Here is a 16837-nt window from a genome sequence, read left to right on the forward strand (position 1 = left end):
GGTAATGTCTGGCCATGAGCCAGATCCACCGCAGCTATCGTTCGATGTCCCCTGATGAGACTGCGGATCTGGCACGACGGATCGGCCTTGGCCTGCGGCCCGGACATGTACTGCTTTTGGACGGGCCGGTCGGTGCCGGGAAGACCCATTTCGCCCGATCGCTGATCCAATCGCTGCTGTCCGTGCCCGAAGACGTGCCCTCGCCGACCTTCACTCTGGTGCAGACCTACGATGGCACGCACGGAGAGATCTGGCACAGCGACCTCTACCGGCTGTCATCCCCCGACGAGGTGATCGAGCTGGGGCTGGAAGAGGCCTTCGAGACCGCGATCGTTCTGGTCGAATGGCCCGATCGGCTGGGTGATCTTGCCCCCGGCGATGCGCTGCACCTGACCTTTGTCCCAGACGCTGAGGATGGCCGTCGGATCACCGCCCACGGACCCGCTGCCTGGGACGATATCCTGCCCGGAGACACCGATGCCTGACACCCCGCGCGACGCGCTTGCCACCGCCTTTCTGGCGACGACCGACTGGGCGTCGGCCGACCGCGCCCCCCTGGCCGGGGACGCGTCGAACCGCAAGTATCAGCGCCTGCACTTGGGGGACGACAGTGCTGTCCTGATGGACGCTGCGCCCGAGCTTGGCGAAGACGTTCGGCCCTTTGTTGCCGTCGCCGATTGGCTGACCGGTCTTGGGCTGTCCGCCCCCCGGATCATTGCGCAGGATCCGACGCATGGCTTCCTGCTGATCGAGGATCTGGGCGATGATCTGTTCGCCCGCGTCGTTGCCCGCGATCCGGCCCTGGAACGCCCGCTCTACGAGGCTGCGACGGATGTTCTTCTGGACCTGCACCGGGCGCCGGCGATGGCGGGGCTGAAACCCTATGATCCGGCCGTGATGACCCCGCTCGCCGCGCTGGCCTATGATTGGTACCTGGCAGGCGCCCGGGGGCGGGATGATGCGGCACGGGACGCGTTTTGTGCCGCGTTAGAGCCTGTTCTGGCGCAGCACACCGACTGTTCGGTTGTGATCCTGCGGGACTATCACGCGGAAAACCTGCTGTGGCTGCCCGACAGGACAGGCGCGGCGCGGGTCGGTCTTCTGGATTTTCAGGACGCGATGACCGGCGATCCGTCCTACGATCTCGTGTCGATCCTGATGGACGCCCGGCGGGATGTGTCGGCAGAGGTCGAGACCGCGATGATCACCCGATACGCGGACGGCGCCGGCATGGATCGCGCGGGTTTCGAGGCGCGCTATCACGTCGCCGGGGCGCAACGGAACCTGCGGATCATCGGTGCCTTTGCCCGGCTGTCGCAGCGTGATGGCAAGAGGCACTATGTCGACCTGATCCCGCGCGTCTGGGGGCTGTTGATGCGCAACCTGTCGCATCCCGCACTGGCCGATGTCGCTGCGATCGTGCGACGCGATCTGCCGGAACCGACGCCAGACGTGCTCAAGGCGCTGCGCCGATGACGCGGCCCCTGATGCTGTTCGCGGCGGGGTTCGGCACCCGCATGGGCGCGCTGACCGCCGACCGGCCCAAGCCGCTGGTCGAGGTCGCGGGGCGCCCGCTGATCGATCACGCGCTGGACCTGGCCTTACCGGTGGCCGGGCCGATCGTGGTGAACACCCACTATCGCGCCCCCCAGCTGAAGGCGCATCTGGCCGAAAGCCCGGTGCATTGCCTGTACGAAGACCCGATCCTTGAAACCGGTGGCGGGCTTCGCAACGCCCTGCCCCACCTGGGGACGGGGCCGGTCTTTACACTGAACTCCGATGCGGTCTGGGCGGGCCCGAATCCTCTGGCCTTGTTGAATGCCGCCTGGCGTGACGACATGGAGGCCCTGTTGCTGGGCATCCCGCCAGCTCAGGCGATCGGCCATGTCGGCCTGGGTGATTTCACCCCCGGACCGCCTGTCGCGCGCGGCCCTGGGCTGGTCTATTCCGGCGCCCAGATCATCCGGACCGACGGGTTGGCCGAGATCGCCGAAGACGCCTTCTCTCTCAACCTGCTATGGGACCGGATGCTGGTGCGGGGGACGTTGCACATCCTGCCCTATGGCGGGCAATGGTGCGATGTCGGTCGCCCCGAGGGGATCGCGCTGGCCGAGGCGATGCTGGCCGATGTTTGATCCTTCGGACAAAGCCCGGGTCTTCGGCCTGCCCCCCGGCGCGGATTTCCCGCGCCTTCTGGTCGAGGGGTTGATCGCACGCACGTCCCATTTGCCGCCCGAAGCCCTGGGCCGGGTGACGCTGATCGTGAACACACGGCGGATGGCCCGGCGTATCCGATCCCTGTTCGATGAAGGCCCGGCGCGGCTTCTGCCCCGGGTGCAGCTGGTCACCGATATTGGCGAAACCTTCGCGTTAGGGACGATTCCCGCGCCCGTGTCACCCTTGCGGCGGCGGTTGGGGCTTGTGCAGCTGGTCTCGGCCCTGTTGGAGCAGGAGCCCGATCTTGCCCCCCGCGCTGCCCTGTATGACCTGGCCGACAGCTTGGCGCAGGTGTTTGAGGAAATGCGCGGTGAAGGCATCAGTTTCGATGACATCCGGACACTGGACGTATCGCAGCATTCGGACCACTGGGCGCGGGCGCTCAAGTTTCTGACCATCGTCGACCAGGTCGAGGAGGAAGAGGCGCCCGACCCCGCCGCCCGCCTGCGCCTCGTGGCCGAGATGCTGGCGAAGGACTGGCCGCTTTCACCGCCGCCCGGACCCGTGATCCTTGCCGGGTCGACCGGATCACGCGGTGCGACCAACGTGCTGATGCAGGCGGTGGCGCGGTTGCCGCAGGGGGCCGTCGTGCTGCCCGGTTACGATTTCGACCTGCCGGATGCGGTCTGGACCTCGGCGCTGGATGATCCCCTGACCGGCGAGGATCACCCGCAGTTCCGGTTCCGCAAGCTGGCCGTGTCGCTGGATCTGGGCCCGCGGGATATCGGGCGTTGGCACATGTCGCGGCAGAACGACGCCCGGAACCGGCTGGTGTCGCTGGCGATGCGGCCCGCCCCCGTGACGGACCAATGGCTGTCCGAAGGTCCGGCCCTGCGGGAACTGGACCAGGCTTTTGACGGCGTCACCCTGCTTGAGGCACCGTCGGCCCGGGAAGAGGCGCAGGCCATCGCCCTGCGTCTGCGGCAGGCGGCCGAAGAGGGACAGCGCGCGGCGCTGATCACGCCCGACCGGCTTTTGTCGCGCCAGGTCAAGGCCGCGCTGAGCCGTTGGGACATCCTGCCTGATGACAGCGCGGGCGAGGCGTTGCACCTGACCCCGCCCGGGCGGTTCATTCGGCAGGTTGCCGCGCTGTGGCAACGGCGGGTCGGGGCCGCGGGAATCCTTGCGCTGCTGAAACACCCGCTGTGTCACAGCGGGGCCGACCGCGCCGATCACCTGCGGTACTGCCGTGCCTTCGAATTGCAACTGCGGCGTCACGGCCCACCGTTTCCCGATGCCCAGACCCTGTTCGCCTTTGCAGAGACTTATGCGAAGATGATGAACGAACCCCAGGTGATGGCCTGGGCCGCCTGGGCTGCGCCGCTTCTGGCTTCGGGTCCGGACGAAGATCCGCGGCCTCTGGGTGACCGGCTTGACCTGTTGATCGACCGCGCCGGGCAGCTGGCAGCGGGTACCGGGACGGACGGATCCGGCGGGCTATGGCAGGGCAACGCGGGCGAGGACGTGCGCGGCAAGCTGCAAGAGCTTCAGGATGCCGCCGATGTGGCGGGCGCGATCGGTCCGGACGATTTCACCAACCTGCTGACCGCGATCCTGCGCGGCGCCGAGGAACGCGACAGCACCACGCCGCATCCCGATATCCTCATCTGGGGTACGCTCGAGGCCCGGGTTCAGGGGGCCGACCTGGTGATCCTGGGTGGGCTGAACGAAGGGTCGTGGCCTGAAGCCCCGTCGCCTGATCCCTGGCTGAACCGGCAGATGCGGGCGGCTGTCGGGCTGCTGTTGCCGGAACGCCGGATCGGCTTGTCCGCGCACGACTTCCAACAGGCCATTGCCGCGCCCGAGGTCTGGGTGACGCGCGCCCTGCGCGGGTCCGAGGCCGAAACCGTCGCCTCGCGCTGGCTGAACCGGATCACCAACCTGTTGAACGGGCTGGGGGAACCGGGCCAGACCGCCCTGGCCGGCGCGCGGACGCGGGGACGGCATTGGCTGGGCCTTGTACGCACGCTTGAAGCCGTCACACCGGTGCCACCCGCCCCACGCCCCGCGCCCCGACCGCCCGCCCATGCGCGGCTGCGCGACCTGTCGGTAACGCAGGTCAAGACACTGATCCGCGATCCCTATGCCATCTACGCCCGCAAGATCCTTGACCTCAAACCTCTGGATCCCTTGATGAAAGCGCCCGATGCGCTGTTGCGGGGGATCATCGCGCACGAGGTCATGGAACGCTTCGTCAAGGACGTCGTGGATGACCCCGCGATGCTGACCCCCGCCCGGCTGACCGCCCTGACCGAAGAGGTTCTGGCGCGCGAGGTGCCCTGGGCCGAGGCGCGGATCCTTTGGCTGGCCCGCATGGCGCGATCGGCCGAGGACATCATCGCCGGAGAGATCACGCGCCAGGGCCTTGCCCGGCCCGCCGTCTACGAGGTGCCGGGCGAGATCGTGCTGGACCAGCACGATTTCAAACTGACCGCGCGGGCAGACCGGGTCGACCTGGATGCCAACGGCAATGCGCTGATCTACGACTACAAGACCGGGGCGATGTCATCGCCTGACCAGCAGAAAAGCTTTGATCTGCAATTGCTGTTGCAGGCGGCGATGGCGGAACGGTGGGCCTTCCGCGATCTGGATCCGCGCCACGTCGTCCGCGCGGCCTTCATCGGGATCGGATCGGTGACGAAAGAAGTCGAAGCCCCGTTGTGGGATATCTCGGCCGATGATGTCTGGGCGCGATTTTCGACCCTGATCCAGCGGTATTCGGACCCGGCACAGCCCTTCACCTCGCGCCGGGCCATGTTCAAGACCGCGATGGAAGGCGACTATGACCACCTTGCGCGGCTGGGGGAATGGGACGTGTCGCAGGACGCAACACCGGAGGACGTCGGATGAGCCGCGATGCCGCCACCCAGCGCCAGGTCGACGCCGCGCGCCCTGACCGGTCCACCTGGCTGGCCGCGAATGCCGGGTCGGGCAAGACCCGCGTGCTGACCGACCGGGTGGCGCGCCTGCTGCTGGAAGGCGTGTCGCCGCAGCACATCCTGTGCCTGACCTACACCAAGGCCGCCGCGACCGAGATGCAGAACCGCCTGTTCAAACGGCTTGGCGCCTGGGCGATGCTGCCGGATGCCGATCTGCGTACCGAACTTGACACGCTCGGGATCGAAGGGGCGGTGGACGGCGCGCGGCTGCGCCATGCCCGGACGCTGTTTGCCCGCGCGATCGAAACGCCGGGCGGGCTGAAGATCCAGACGATCCATTCGTTCTGTGCCTCGCTTCTGCGGCGCTTCCCGCTTGAGGCCGGGGTCAGCCCCCAGTTCACCGAGATGGAGGAGCGCGACGCCGCCCTTCTGCGCGCCGATGTGATCGAACGGCTGGCCGAGGGGCCGGACGCGCGGGTGCTGACGCGGATGGCGATGCAGTATTCCGGCCAGACGATGGAGGAGCTGACGGCGACGGTCGCGGGTCACGCCGATGTTCTGGCCCGACACCCGGGGCGCGATGCCCTGGCCGCGCGGCTGGACCTGCCGCCGGGGTTCGACCTGGATCAGCTTCTGGCCGAGGTCTTCCTGGGCGGAGAAATGGAGCTGATCGCCTCTCTCCGCGATGCGACGGCGGGCGGCGGGGCAAGCGATTCAAAGCTTTCGGCCAAGCTGGCCACGGCCACGGGCCCTGACCTGAAGACGCTGACACTGCTTGAGGACGTGTTCCTGACCGGCGGATCGGCCAAGGTGCCGTTTTCCGCCAAGATAGGCTCGGTTCCGACCAAGGGCGTGCGGGCGGCGCACGCGGATCTGATGGACCGGATCGAACCGCTGATGCTGCGGGTCGAAACCGCGCGGGACAGGCGCGTCGCGCTGGCTGCGCTGGACAAGACCGTCACCCTGCACGACTTTGCGGCCGCCTTCCTGCCGGCCTATTCCATGGCCAAGACCCTGCGCGGCGCGATGGATTTCGACGACCTGATCCTGCGGGCGCGGGACCTGCTGACCAATCGCGATGTGTCGTCCTGGGTGCTGTACCGGCTGGATGGCGGGATCGACCACATCCTCGTGGACGAAGCGCAGGATACCAGCCCCGAACAATGGCAGGTGATCCAGGCCCTGGCGCGGGAATTCACCAGCGGCGAGGGCGCGCAGGACGGCAAGGCCCGGACGATCTTTGTCGTCGGCGACAAGAAGCAGTCGATCTATTCGTTCCAGGGCGCCGATCCGTCCGAATTCGACCGCATGCGCGACGACTTCGACGAAAGGCTTACCGCGCTTGGCACGCCGTTGCAGCGGATGGCGCTGGCGCATTCCTTCCGGTCGTCCCCCGCCATCCTGTCGCTGGTCGACCAGGTGTTCGAGGGGCGCGAAAAGGCCGGTTTTTCCCCGGAAGAGAGACACATCGCCTTTCACGAGGCCCTGCCCGGCCGCGTCGATCTGTGGCCGCACATCGACAAGGTGGACAACAGCGAAGATGGCGACTGGGATGATCCGGTGGATCTGCCTGCCGAAACCGATCACGACGTGGTTCTGGCGCGGCGGGTGGCGCGGGACATTCGACGGATGATCGATGCGAAGACGCCTCTGCCCCTTGGCGGTGGCCGGGCGCGCGAAATTTCGGAAGGCGATATCCTGATCCTCGTGCGCCGCCGCGCGCGGCTGTTTCACGAGATCATCCGCGCCTGCAAGGCCGAACGGCTTGAAATCGCCGGGGCCGACCGGCTGCGCATCGGGGCGGAACTGGCGGTGAAGGACCTGACCGCGCTTCTGGCCTTCCTTGCGACGCCGGACGATGACCTGAGCCTGGCGGCCGCGCTGAAATCGCCGCTTTTCGGCTGGGACGAGAAGATGCTTTTCGACCTGGCGCACGCGCGGCAAAGTCGGCGGCTATGGCCCGCGCTGGATCACCGGGAAGATCACGCCGAGACCCGGGCGATACTGCGCGACCTGCGCAACAACGCGGATTTCCTGCGGCCTTACGAACTGCTTGAACGGGCCCTGACCAAGCACGACGGGCGGCGGCGGCTGATGGCCCGGCTTGGAGTCGAGGCGCAGGACGGCATCGACGCGCTTCTGGATCAGGCCCTGCAATACGAACGCAACGAGGTGCCGAGCCTTACCGGCTTCCTTGTCTGGCTTCAGGGCGACGATCCCGAGGTGAAGCGCCAGATGGAAAGCGCCGGGTCGCGCATCCGGGTGATGACGGTGCATGGCTCCAAAGGTCTGGAAGCGCCCGTGGTCTTCCTGCCCGAAACGCAGAAGCGGCGCGAGGAACTGCGCGGAGAGGTGCTGACCGGCGAAGGTCAGGCCTGGTGGCGCCCCAACAAGGACGACGCCCCGGCCCGGCTGACCAATTTGCGCGACGCCGCGCTGGCCAAGCAGGCCGAGGAGTCCGACCGGTTGCTTTACGTCGCGATGACGCGGGCCGAGAAATGGCTGATCGCCGCTGCAGCGGGTGATTTGGGCAAGGATGGTGACACCTGGTACGACCGCATCCGTGACGGCATGACCGATCTGGGTGCTGTCGAATTCGACGCGCCGGGGGGCCGGGGGCTGCGGCTGGAAACCGGCGATTGGTCGGGCTTCGACGTTGCGCCCGCGCCGGAACGCCGGGATGACCGCCCTGCCCTGCCCGACTGGGGTCTGCGGCCTGCGCCCGTTGTGGAAGGCCCGCGCCGCACGCTCAGCCCGTCTGATCTGGGTGGCGCCAAGGCGCTGCCGGGCGAGGCCGGACTGGACGAAGAGGCCGCGAAACGGCGCGGGCGCCAGGTGCACCGCCTGCTGGAACACCTGCCCGGCGTGACCGAGGCGGACTTTGCCGCGCGCGCCGGTCTGCTGCTGTCCGACGGGATGGACCGGGCCGAGGGTGCGGAACTGGCGCTTCTGACGGGCGAGGCGCAGCGCGTGCTGTCCGCCCCCCATCTCGCCATGCTGTTCGGGCCAGAGGCGCTGGAGGAGGTTTCCGTCACCGCGCAGCTGGACGAACTTGGCGACCGCATTCACGGCACCATCGACCGGTTGATCGTGACCCACGATCGCGTGCTGGCCGTCGATTTCAAGACCAACGCCGTGGTGCCCGACCGGCCCGAGGATATTCCCGATGGCCTGCTGCGCCAGATGGGCGCCTATGCCGCCGCACTGGCGCAGATCTATCCCGACCGGAAGATCGACACCGCGCTGCTTTGGACGCGCACGGCACAGCTGATGATGTTGCCTCAGGATATTGTGATGGCGGCTTTGCGCGACACCACTGCTTCTTGAACTTCCCAGATCGCAAGCCTAGGTTTGATCCCCAAGCGCACCCATGATCCAGGAGATCCCGCATGACCACCGTTGCCGTCACCGACGATACCTTTGATGCTGAAGTGAAAAACTCGGACGTCCCCGTTGTCGTGGACTTCTGGGCCGAATGGTGCGGACCGTGCAAGCAGATCGGCCCGGCTCTGGAAGAACTGGCGGAAGAGTTTGGCGACAAAGTGAAAATTGCCAAGGTCGACGTCGATTCGAACCCGAATTCGCCGATGCAGATGGGCGTTCGTGGCATTCCGGCCCTGTTCATCTTCAAGAACGGCGAAGTGGTGTCGAACCGTGCCGGCGCTGCGCCGAAAGCATCGCTCAAGGCCTGGATCGAAGAGTCGATCTGACCGCCGTCCCTCATGGGATGATGCAAGGCGCCCCCAGCGGGCGCCTTTTTCTTTGGCTCAACCAGAGATCGGCCAACCGCACCGTTGCAGCGCCGCCCGAATGCGGTCGCGGACTTCGGGCCGACCCGCGTTGATGCTTTGGTGCTGCCAGAACCACCACAGATACCGCGCATGGTCGGGGGCGTGATCCGCAATCCGGTCGAAAGCCGACAGGTCATCGGGCCGGGCAGAGAGCATGATGTGGTGAAAGTCGATCTGGCCGAACAGGATGCAGGGCTTGCCGAAGAAGATCGCGTTGAAGGCCGCGGCCGAGGTCATGCTGACCACGTAATCGCACCCGTGCAGCAGGGCTTCCATCCCGCCGGTCCGTAGGGTCAGACGGGGATGCGTGGCAAGTTTGCGCAGGGCGGTCAGTTCGGCCTCGGAATAGTGTTCCTTCGGGTGCAGCGTGGCGATGACGGGCCGCGTCGGATCAGCGGCGAGCGTGTGGCGCAGCATATCGAGCGGGCTACAGGACTGGAACGACCGATGGTCCAGCAGACGGCCCTGCAGCGGCACGTAGACGAACCCGTCACGGGTCGCCGTAGCCGCGCGGGGGAACACCCGATCACGCCAGCGACGATGAAAGCCTCGCGCCTCGGTATCAGGCACTAAATCAGGCAAATAGGCCGACTTTGCCGTGGACCAATGCCAACGTTCCGACGTCTGTTCGATCGCCCAGAAGGGATAGTGATAGACCCGCCGAAAGCACAGACCTCCGGGGGGTGGCGGCGACATGTGGGTCAGGGCGCGGCCATGTTCGGGGCGATACCCGTCGTGATCGGGCCGCAGGTCGACCCGATAGCCACCGTCCGTCAGCACACCGATCACGTGGTTCAGGAAATTGTGTTCTCGGTCCTTGGCGCTTTTCAGAAGCGTGGGTTCAAGGAAAAGCGTGGCCCGTTCGGTCATGGCGTGACGCTAGCCGCGACCCGGGGCGCTCGCAAGGCGGGGTTGTCCCTGCGCAACCGCGACCGCATATAGAGCGTCAACGCAAGGAGACCTGGCATGGCAGACAACGATCGCGGCGATTTTCCCGGCTGGCACGGCACCACGATCATCGGCGTCCGCAAGGGCGGCAAGGTGGTGGTGGCCGGTGATGGACAGGTCAGCATGGGCCAGACCGTCATGAAGGGCACCGCGCGCAAGGTGCGGCGGCTGTCGCCGGGCGGGTTCGACGTGGTCTGCGGCTTTGCCGGATCGACGGCCGATGCCTTCACCCTGCTGGAACGGCTGGAAGCCAAGCTTGAGGCGACGCCGGGACAGCTTCAGCGCGCCTCGGTCGAGCTGGCCAAGGACTGGCGGACGGACAAATACCTGCAAAAGCTCGAGGCGCTGCTGATCGTGACGGACGGCACGGAGCTTTACGTGATCACCGGCGCTGGCGACGTGCTTGAGCCCGAACACGACATCGCGGCCATCGGGTCGGGCGGGAATTATGCGCTGGCCGCCGCACGGGCCCTGATCGACACCGACCTCGATGCGGAATGCATCGCCCGCAAGGCCATGGGCATCGCGGCGGATATCTGCGTCTACACCAACGGAAATCTCACCGTGGAAGAGATCGGTGGCTGAAACGGCCTTCAGCCGGGACGACCTGCGCGCCGCCGTGGCCGCCGGGGCGTTGACCGAAGCGCAGGCCACCCGGGTTCTGACGCTGGCCGAGGAACGTGTGGGCACCCGCGCGGCACAGGTCGCGGATGATGAACCCTTTGAATTGTTTCGCGGATTTTCTGAAATCTTCGTGACCGTCGGGCTGGGCCTGCTGTTCAGCGCCGTCCTGCCCTTTGCATTCGCCCTTGGGCGGCCTGCCGTACTGCTGGTGGCGGTTGCAGTCGTCTGTTTCTACCTGGCGCGGTATTTCACCCTGAAACGTCGCATGGTCCTTCCGTCAATCGCGCTGGTGATCGGCTATGCCTTCTGCGTCTTCGGCACGGTGGCCGACCTGACGGGACAGTGGAGCCTGTCACTGACCGGATCGACCCTCTGGGGCTTCGTCGTCTGCGGCGTGACGGCGGCAGCGCTGGCCATCTGGTACCGCGTCTTTCGCCTGCCCTTCACGATGTTCCTGATCGGATTGACCGGCATGGCCTTTGTCGCCATTGCCACGAAATCACTGGTGCCCGTGACGCTTGGCGCCGAGTTCACCGATCTCTTTGATCTTCGGTCGGGCTATAACCTTGCCTTCGGAACACTGATCTTCGGCATCTGCGCCTTTCTGGTCGGCATGTGGTTCGACATGTCCGATCCGCATCGGCTGGGACGCAAGGCGGCGTCCGGGTTCTGGCTTCACCTGCTGGCGGCGCTGGCGCTGGTGAACACCGTGGCGCTGACCTTCTACAACATGCAGACGGCGACCGGGTATGCGCTGCTGGCCCTGTCGCTGGCGATTATCGCCTGCCTGGCGCTGATCATCGACCGGCGCAGTTTCCTGACGGCTGGCATCGGGTATATCGCCGTGCTGCTGGGCGTGGTGCTGCGCACCGCCGAGGGCGACAACATGTGGCTGTGGATCCTGCTGATCCTTGGCATCTTCGTCACCCTTCTTGGTACCTACTGGACCGAAACGCGCGGCAAGTTGCTGCGCGCGCTGCCCGACTTTCCGGGCAAATCTAAACTTCCTCCGTACATGGAGCTTACATGACCGACCTCACCCCCCGCGAAATCGTATCGGAACTTGACCGGTTCATCATTGGCCAGAAGGACGCCAAGCGCGCCGTGGCCGTGGCCCTGCGGTCGCGCTGGCGGCGTCGGCAACTGGCCGATGACCTGCGCGACGAGGTGTTTCCGAAAAACATCCTGATGATCGGACCGACCGGCGTCGGCAAGACCGAGATCTCGCGCCGCCTGGCCAAACTGGCCCGCGCGCCCTTCATCAAGGTCGAGGCAACCAAGTTCACCGAAGTCGGCTATGTCGGCCGGGACGTGGAACAGATCGTGCGTGACCTGATGGACAGCGCCATCGCCATGACCCGCGAACAGATGCGCGATGACGTGAAGGCCTCGGCGCACCAGATGGCCGAGGACCGCGTGATCGACGCGATCGCCGGGACCGACGCCCGCGACGGCACGCGCGAGATGTTTCGCAAGAAGCTGCGCAGTGGTGAACTGGACGATACCGAGATCGAGCTGGAGATCGCCGATACCTCGAACCCCATGGGAATGATGGATATTCCGGGACAACCCGGCAGCCAGATGGGGATGATGAACCTGGGCGATATCTTCGGCAAGGCGTTCGGCGGGCGCACGGTGAAGCGCAAGATGAAGGTGTCGGAAAGCTACGAGGTGCTGATCGGCGAAGAGGCCGACAAGCTGCTGGACGACGAAACCGTCAACCGCGCGGCGCTATCGGCGGTCGAGGAAAACGGCATCGTCTTCCTGGACGAGATCGACAAGGTCTGCGCCCGGTCCGATGCGCGCGGCGGTGATGTCAGCCGCGAAGGCGTGCAGCGTGACCTGCTGCCTCTGATCGAAGGCACGACCGTTTCGACGAAGTACGGGCCGGTCAAGACCGACCATATCCTCTTTATCGCGTCGGGCGCCTTCCACGTCGCGAAACCATCGGACCTGTTGCCGGAACTGCAGGGCCGCCTGCCGATCCGGGTCGAGCTTCAGTCGCTGACCGAGGCCGATTTCGTGGCGATCCTGACGGAAACCGACAACGCCCTGACCCGCCAGTACACCGCCCTGATGCAGACCGAGGGCGTGACCGTCGACTTTACCGAGGACGGCATCGCCGCGCTCGCCCGGATCGCAGCCGAGGTAAACCAATCGGTCGAAAACATCGGCGCACGGCGACTTTACACGATCATGGAGCGGGTGTTCGAGGAACTCAGCTTCCATGCGCCGGACAAGGCGGGCGACACCATTTCGGTCGACGAAGCCTTCGTGCAGGACAATATCGGCAAGCTTGCGGCCTCGGCCGACCTGAGCCGTTACGTGCTGTGATCCCACTGGCGTGACCCCCGGGTTCGGGCTATCGAAAGGGCGTCTTTCGATCAGGCCCGGACCATGCGGATCTTACTGGCGTTCCTGTTGTCTTTCACGTTGGCGGCCTGTGCCGACCCGACAAACGCCCCGCTTGTTCCCGCCGCCGTCAATGTCGGGGACAGCCAGCAGGTGCTGGTGGTGACCAATCGGGCGCGTGAGGCCACCGGGTTTTACGGCGCGCACCGCAGCGATCGGTTCGAATACCTCGGGATCGACGTGTCGATTCCGACGGCGCGCAACCTTGGCGCCGTGCCGGTTTCCTATCGTCGGGCGGTGCCGGGCAAGCATTTCGTCATGACCGACAGCCAGGGTCTTGGCGACCGGACGGGGTTTCGCACCGCGCTGCGCGACCGGTTGACCGCCCTGCCCCCGGCGCAGCGGGATATCACGATCTACGTGCACGGCTACAACAATGCCTTTGCCGATGGCGTGTTTCGCACCGCGCAGCTGGTCCATGACTTCGAACTTCACGGCCTGGCGCTTCACTATTCCTGGCCCAGCATCGCCCATCCGCTTGGTTATTCCCACGATCGGGACAGCCTGCTGTTCGCCCGTGACGGTCTAGAGGACATGCTGCGCGACGTCGCCCGATCCGGTGCGCGCAACGTGGTGATCGTCGGACATTCGCTGGGCGCCATGCTGGTGATGGAGGTGCTGCGCCAGATGGACATCGCCGAGCCGGGGCTGCCGGACCGGATACTGGACGGGGTGGTCCTGATCTCTCCGGACATCGACATCGATCTGTTCAAGGCGCAGGCGCATCGCATCCGCGCCCTGCCCCAGCCTTTCGCGATCTTCGTGTCGCAGAAAGACCGCGCCTTGCAGCTGTCGTCCCGGATCAACGGGCGGTCGACGCGTCTGGGCACGCTTGCCGATACCGAAACGATCGCGGATCTGAAGGTGACGGTGGTGGATGTGACGGCCTTCAGCGGCAAGCTGGCGGAATCGCATTTCACCGCAGGATCGTCACCGGCGCTGATCAAGCTGCTGTCGCGCAGTGCCGAGCTCGACAGCACCTTCACGACAACCACCGCGCGGCGGGGTGGATTGCCGGGCGTCGCGATTAGCGTGCAGAACGCAACACAGGTGATCCTGTCGCCGGGGCTGTTCGGGCTTTAACGCAGCCGCTTGAGATAGACGTAGTAGGCCCCGCCCCCGCCGTGGCTGACATGCGCGGGCGTGATCTGAAGCACCAGTTGCGACAGCGGCGGAACGGACAACCAATGTGGCACATTGTGGCGCAGAACCCCGCGCCGGACGGGGATCGGGCCGTCTTCGTCGCGATCCTTGCCCTTGCCCGTGATCACCAGCACCAGCCGTTTCCCTTCCGACGCCGATCGCATGATGAACCCGGTCAGGGCGGGGTGGGCACGATCCATGGTCATGCCGTGCAGGTCGATCCGGCCTTCGGGGCGCAGCTTGCCGCGTTTCATCTTGGTGTGGGTCTTGCGATCCATCCGCACGGGGGCGTTGCGCACGCGGTCGCTGACCGTGCCCATCAGATCATGCGGCGGCGATGTGCCCTGCGCCCCCTGCCCCAGCCGGAATGTAGGGATCGGATCGGGCTGCGCCACGGGCTTGCGCGGTTTGGACCCCGGCTTGACCTCGTCGCGCGGACGCGGACGGTGCATCCGTTCCGCGGTCTCGGCGACCCGGTTCCAGAGGTCGAGTTCATCCGGGCGCAGGCGGCGGCTCATAGCCGGTCCTCGGGCAGCATGGCATAGGCGCGCTGGATCGGCAGAAGCACAACCATCCGTCCGGGATCACGCAGCCGTCCGGCCGCGCGACCGGCCTTGTCACCGGTGCCCATGAAGATGTCGGCGCGTTGCGGCCCCTTGATCGCGGACCCGGTGTCCTGCGCGACCATCAGGCGATGCATCGGGACGTTGCCTGCCTTTTCGATCCAGACCGGGGCACCCAGCGGCGTGAACTGAGGATCGACCGCAATCGACCGCCCCGCCGTGACCGACCGCATCATGGCACCCACCGGGCCATCTTCGTGCGCAACCGTATCGACCACGCGAAAGAATACGTAGGACGGGTTGTGACGCAGCAGTTCGGCCCCATCGACAGGATTGCGCCGCACCCAGTTCTTGATGACCTGGGCCGAAACCTGATGCGCGGAATAGACACCGCGCCGGACCAGTTCCTGCCCGATGGATTTATAGTCGTGGCCGTTCTTGCCGCCATAGCCGACGCGAAGCACATCTCCAGACGGCAGGCGGATGCGGCCGGACCCCTGGATCTGCAGGAAGAACAGTTCGACCGGGTCGTCGACCCAGGCGATCTCCAACCCGCGGCCGGTCAACGCGCCAGTTGTTTCGATCTCGCGCCGCGACAGCCAGGGGCGGTCCCGGGCTTCGGGCGGCAGGCGATAGATCGGATAGCGGAAACGGCCGGTGCGGATCAGAGATCCGTCAAGCTCGGGTTCGAAATATCCGGTGAACAGGGCCTGATCCTCGTCCCCGATCAGGACCGGGGTGAAGAACAGCTCAAAGAAGGTGCGTGCGTTGGTCTGCTGCGCGGCCATGGCGCAGATCGGCTGCCAATCGGGCGCCGTCAGATCAGGGCAGGTGTTCAGGAAGGTGCGAAGGGCGGCGGAATGGTCATCCTCGGCCCAGCCGGACAGGTCGGAATAGTCGAGGATCTTCAGCGACGTGTCCGACGCCGCCCCCGCGTTCGGCAGGGTCAGCGCGGCCAGCAGGGCTGCCAGCCGCACCAGCGTCATTCGCCCGTGGCGACAAGTTGCCAGTTGGGATCGTTGGTGCCCATGGCGCGGGCAAAGGTCCAGACGTCGCGCTGGGTCTTCACGGCCTTCGGATCGCCTTCGATCACCTCGCCGGCGCGGTCGCGCACGGCGAAGGTCAGCTGCCCGACAAAACGCACGGTCAGTTCGCCTTCGTTGGTGGCGTCGTCGAATTCGGCATCCACCAGCTGCAGTTCCTTCACGCCGACGAAATCGGATTCGACGCTCAGACCCTTGGCATCGCGGTCGTTCACGACGAAGGCAAAGCTTTCGTAGACCTCGTGCGACAGGAACGGCTTGATGTCTTCCATCTCACCCCGTTCGAACCCCATCAGGATCATCTCATAGGCGCCGCGGGCACCGGACAGGAATTCCGAGACCGAGAATCCCGGCTCGATCGCCTTCATCTTGGCCAGGGCTTCGGCGGCAGGGCTGTCGGCAGGAACGTGATCGGCGATGTCCGGATCCGGCCCGCCTTCGATCACCTCGAAGTCGTTGCGACGATCCGGCGCAGGGTCGGATTTGGGCACGGGTGTCTTTTCAAACCCCTCGCGCGTGCCCAGAACGCTGCGCAACCGAAGGATCAGAAAAACGGCAATCCCGGCAAGGACGAGCAGCTGTAAGATCGGCGAATTCATCGATACCCCTTGGGCTGGTTTCTGCCCGGAGCATGGAAAGTGCCCGGGTTCGTTCTTATGTAGGTGACAGGTTACGGTAAGTCTACCGCACCGCACAAAACCCGGAGGTCGCCATGTGGCTCTTGCTGGCATTCATTGCCGTCCCGATGATCGAGATCGCGCTGTTCATTCAGGTGGGCGGGTTGATCGGGCTGGGCTGGACCCTGCTGATCGTCCTTGGCACCGCGTTGCTGGGCACCTGGCTGGTTCGGGCGCAGGGGGCCATGGCCCTGAACAACCTGCGCCGCAGTTTCAATGAATTGCGCGACCCGTCCGAACCGCTGGCCGATGCCGCGATGATCCTGGTCGCCGGCGTTCTGCTTCTGACGCCCGGGTTCTTCACCGACGCCGTGGGCTTTGCCCTGCTGACACCGCCGGTGCGCCATGCCGCGTTCAAATGGCTTCGCAGGAATGTGAAGGTCGCGTCCTTCAGCATGGGTGCCGAACAGGCCCGCCCGCAGCCGCATCGCGCAGGCCCTGCCCGGGATGACGTGATCGATGGCACCTATCACGAGGTCGAGCCGCCCAAGCGTCCGACGCACAACCCGTCGTCGGGGTGGACCCGGCACTGATCGGCGG

General features: G+C 65.9%; 15 protein-coding genes. 11 read left to right on the top strand and 4 right to left on the bottom strand.

Translation table 11 applies throughout. The features are described 5' to 3' along the window. The first annotated feature begins 14 nt into the window (after positions 1-14). The 6 genes from tsaE (at position 15) to trxA (ending at position 8806) form a co-directional block, all read left to right on the top strand. Positions 15-485: a tRNA (adenosine(37)-N6)-threonylcarbamoyltransferase complex ATPase subunit type 1 TsaE gene (gene tsaE, locus E4S58_RS08960; protein WP_136636074.1), complete on the top strand. Its 471-nt coding sequence runs from the start codon at positions 15-17 to the stop codon at positions 483-485. Continuing rightward, positions 478-1476, top strand: a complete 999-nt coding sequence (locus E4S58_RS08965; RefSeq protein ID WP_136636075.1) for an aminoglycoside phosphotransferase family protein — start codon at positions 478-480, stop codon at positions 1474-1476. The genes tsaE and E4S58_RS08965 overlap by 8 nt, the downstream gene beginning before the upstream one ends. Continuing rightward, the gene (locus E4S58_RS08970; protein ID WP_136636076.1) at positions 1473-2135 is read left to right on the top strand and encodes a nucleotidyltransferase family protein; all 663 of its coding nucleotides are present in this window, start codon (positions 1473-1475) and stop codon (positions 2133-2135) included. Before E4S58_RS08965 ends, E4S58_RS08970 begins: the two co-directional genes overlap by 4 nt. Next, a complete protein-coding gene (addB, locus tag E4S58_RS08975) occupies positions 2128-5067 on the top strand; it encodes a double-strand break repair protein AddB (protein WP_136636077.1) in 2940 nt (979 codons plus the stop codon). Before E4S58_RS08970 ends, addB begins: the two co-directional genes overlap by 8 nt. Then, positions 5064-8423: a double-strand break repair helicase AddA gene (addA, locus tag E4S58_RS08980; RefSeq protein ID WP_136636078.1), complete on the top strand. Its 3360-nt coding sequence runs from the start codon at positions 5064-5066 to the stop codon at positions 8421-8423. The genes addB and addA overlap by 4 nt, the downstream gene beginning before the upstream one ends. Positions 8424-8485: 62 nt before the next feature. Next, a complete protein-coding gene (trxA, locus tag E4S58_RS08985) occupies positions 8486-8806 on the top strand; it encodes a thioredoxin (protein ID WP_136636079.1) in 321 nt (106 codons plus the stop codon). 57 nt (positions 8807-8863) lie between these two features. Here the strand turns inward: trxA and E4S58_RS08990 are convergent, their stop codons facing one another. Next, complete coding sequence (locus E4S58_RS08990) at positions 8864-9757, bottom strand: hypothetical protein (protein WP_136636080.1); 894 nt, start codon at positions 9755-9757, stop codon at positions 8864-8866. Between the two features lie 96 nt (positions 9758-9853). Here E4S58_RS08990 and hslV point away from each other — a divergent pair, with 96 nt between their 5' ends. From hslV to E4S58_RS09010, 4 genes are all read left to right on the top strand, one after another. After that, positions 9854-10420 carry an ATP-dependent protease subunit HslV gene (gene hslV, locus E4S58_RS08995; RefSeq protein ID WP_136636081.1) on the top strand — a complete coding sequence of 189 codons (567 nt, stop codon included), beginning with the start codon at positions 9854-9856 and terminating at the stop codon, positions 10418-10420. Then, positions 10413-11489, top strand: a complete 1077-nt coding sequence (locus E4S58_RS09000; protein WP_136636082.1) for a hypothetical protein — start codon at positions 10413-10415, stop codon at positions 11487-11489. Before hslV ends, E4S58_RS09000 begins: the two co-directional genes overlap by 8 nt. Beyond that, the gene (hslU, locus tag E4S58_RS09005; protein WP_136636083.1) at positions 11486-12793 is read left to right on the top strand and encodes an ATP-dependent protease ATPase subunit HslU; all 1308 of its coding nucleotides are present in this window, start codon (positions 11486-11488) and stop codon (positions 12791-12793) included. The genes E4S58_RS09000 and hslU overlap by 4 nt, the downstream gene beginning before the upstream one ends. Positions 12794-12856: 63 nt before the next feature. After that, positions 12857-13954 (top strand): alpha/beta hydrolase, encoded by a 1098-nt coding sequence (locus E4S58_RS09010; protein WP_136636084.1) that lies wholly within the window; start codon positions 12857-12859, stop codon positions 13952-13954. On the opposite strand, the gene E4S58_RS09015 is transcribed toward E4S58_RS09010, so the two are convergent. The 3 genes from E4S58_RS09015 to E4S58_RS09025 are packed head-to-tail and all read right to left on the bottom strand — an operon-like array spanning position 13951 to position 16219. Then, the gene (locus tag E4S58_RS09015) at positions 13951-14532 is read right to left on the bottom strand and encodes a Smr/MutS family protein (RefSeq protein WP_136636085.1); all 582 of its coding nucleotides are present in this window, start codon (positions 14530-14532) and stop codon (positions 13951-13953) included. The two genes, E4S58_RS09010 and E4S58_RS09015, sit on opposite strands and share 4 nt — an antisense overlap. Further along, positions 14529-15563 carry a murein transglycosylase A gene (gene mltA, locus E4S58_RS09020; RefSeq protein ID WP_136636086.1) on the bottom strand — a complete coding sequence of 345 codons (1035 nt, stop codon included), beginning with the start codon at positions 15561-15563 and terminating at the stop codon, positions 14529-14531. The genes E4S58_RS09015 and mltA overlap by 4 nt, the downstream gene beginning before the upstream one ends. Then, on the bottom strand, positions 15560-16219 hold the full coding sequence (locus E4S58_RS09025; RefSeq protein ID WP_136636087.1) for a Tim44/TimA family putative adaptor protein: 660 nt from the start codon (positions 16217-16219) through the stop codon (positions 15560-15562). The genes mltA and E4S58_RS09025 overlap by 4 nt, the downstream gene beginning before the upstream one ends. Positions 16220-16332: 113 nt before the next feature. Between E4S58_RS09025 and E4S58_RS09030 the strand changes: the two genes are divergently transcribed. After that, positions 16333-16830, top strand: coding sequence for an FxsA family protein (locus E4S58_RS09030; protein ID WP_136636088.1), 498 nt, complete (start codon positions 16333-16335; stop codon positions 16828-16830). Positions 16831-16837: the final 7 nt, after the last annotated feature.

It is taken from the genome of Pseudooceanicola onchidii (genome assembly GCF_004959925.1).
Lineage (GTDB): Bacteria > Pseudomonadota > Alphaproteobacteria > Rhodobacterales > Rhodobacteraceae > Pseudooceanicola > Pseudooceanicola onchidii.

Bases quoted from the DNA above. Each gene is read 5' to 3' on its own strand.
- tsaE (WP_136636074.1), top strand. From the start codon at position 15: ATGAGCCAGATCCACCGCAGCTATCGTTCGATGTCCCCTGATGAGACT.
- E4S58_RS08965 (WP_136636075.1), top strand. From the start codon at position 478: ATGCCTGACACCCCGCGCGACGCGCTTGCCACCGCCTTTCTGGCGACG.
- E4S58_RS08970 (WP_136636076.1), top strand. From the start codon at position 1,473: ATGACGCGGCCCCTGATGCTGTTCGCGGCGGGGTTCGGCACCCGCATG.
- addB (WP_136636077.1), top strand. From the start codon at position 2,128: ATGTTTGATCCTTCGGACAAAGCCCGGGTCTTCGGCCTGCCCCCCGGC.
- addA (WP_136636078.1), top strand. From the start codon at position 5,064: ATGAGCCGCGATGCCGCCACCCAGCGCCAGGTCGACGCCGCGCGCCCT.
- trxA (WP_136636079.1), top strand. From the start codon at position 8,486: ATGACCACCGTTGCCGTCACCGACGATACCTTTGATGCTGAAGTGAAA.
- E4S58_RS08990 (WP_136636080.1), bottom strand. From the start codon at position 9,757: ATGACCGAACGGGCCACGCTTTTCCTTGAACCCACGCTTCTGAAAAGC.
- hslV (WP_136636081.1), top strand. From the start codon at position 9,854: ATGGCAGACAACGATCGCGGCGATTTTCCCGGCTGGCACGGCACCACG.
- hslU (WP_136636083.1), top strand. From the start codon at position 11,486: ATGACCGACCTCACCCCCCGCGAAATCGTATCGGAACTTGACCGGTTC.
- E4S58_RS09010 (WP_136636084.1), top strand. From the start codon at position 12,857: ATGCGGATCTTACTGGCGTTCCTGTTGTCTTTCACGTTGGCGGCCTGT.
- E4S58_RS09015 (WP_136636085.1), bottom strand. From the start codon at position 14,532: ATGAGCCGCCGCCTGCGCCCGGATGAACTCGACCTCTGGAACCGGGTC.
- mltA (WP_136636086.1), bottom strand. From the start codon at position 15,563: ATGACGCTGGTGCGGCTGGCAGCCCTGCTGGCCGCGCTGACCCTGCCG.
- E4S58_RS09025 (WP_136636087.1), bottom strand. From the start codon at position 16,219: ATGAATTCGCCGATCTTACAGCTGCTCGTCCTTGCCGGGATTGCCGTT.
- E4S58_RS09030 (WP_136636088.1), top strand. From the start codon at position 16,333: ATGTGGCTCTTGCTGGCATTCATTGCCGTCCCGATGATCGAGATCGCG.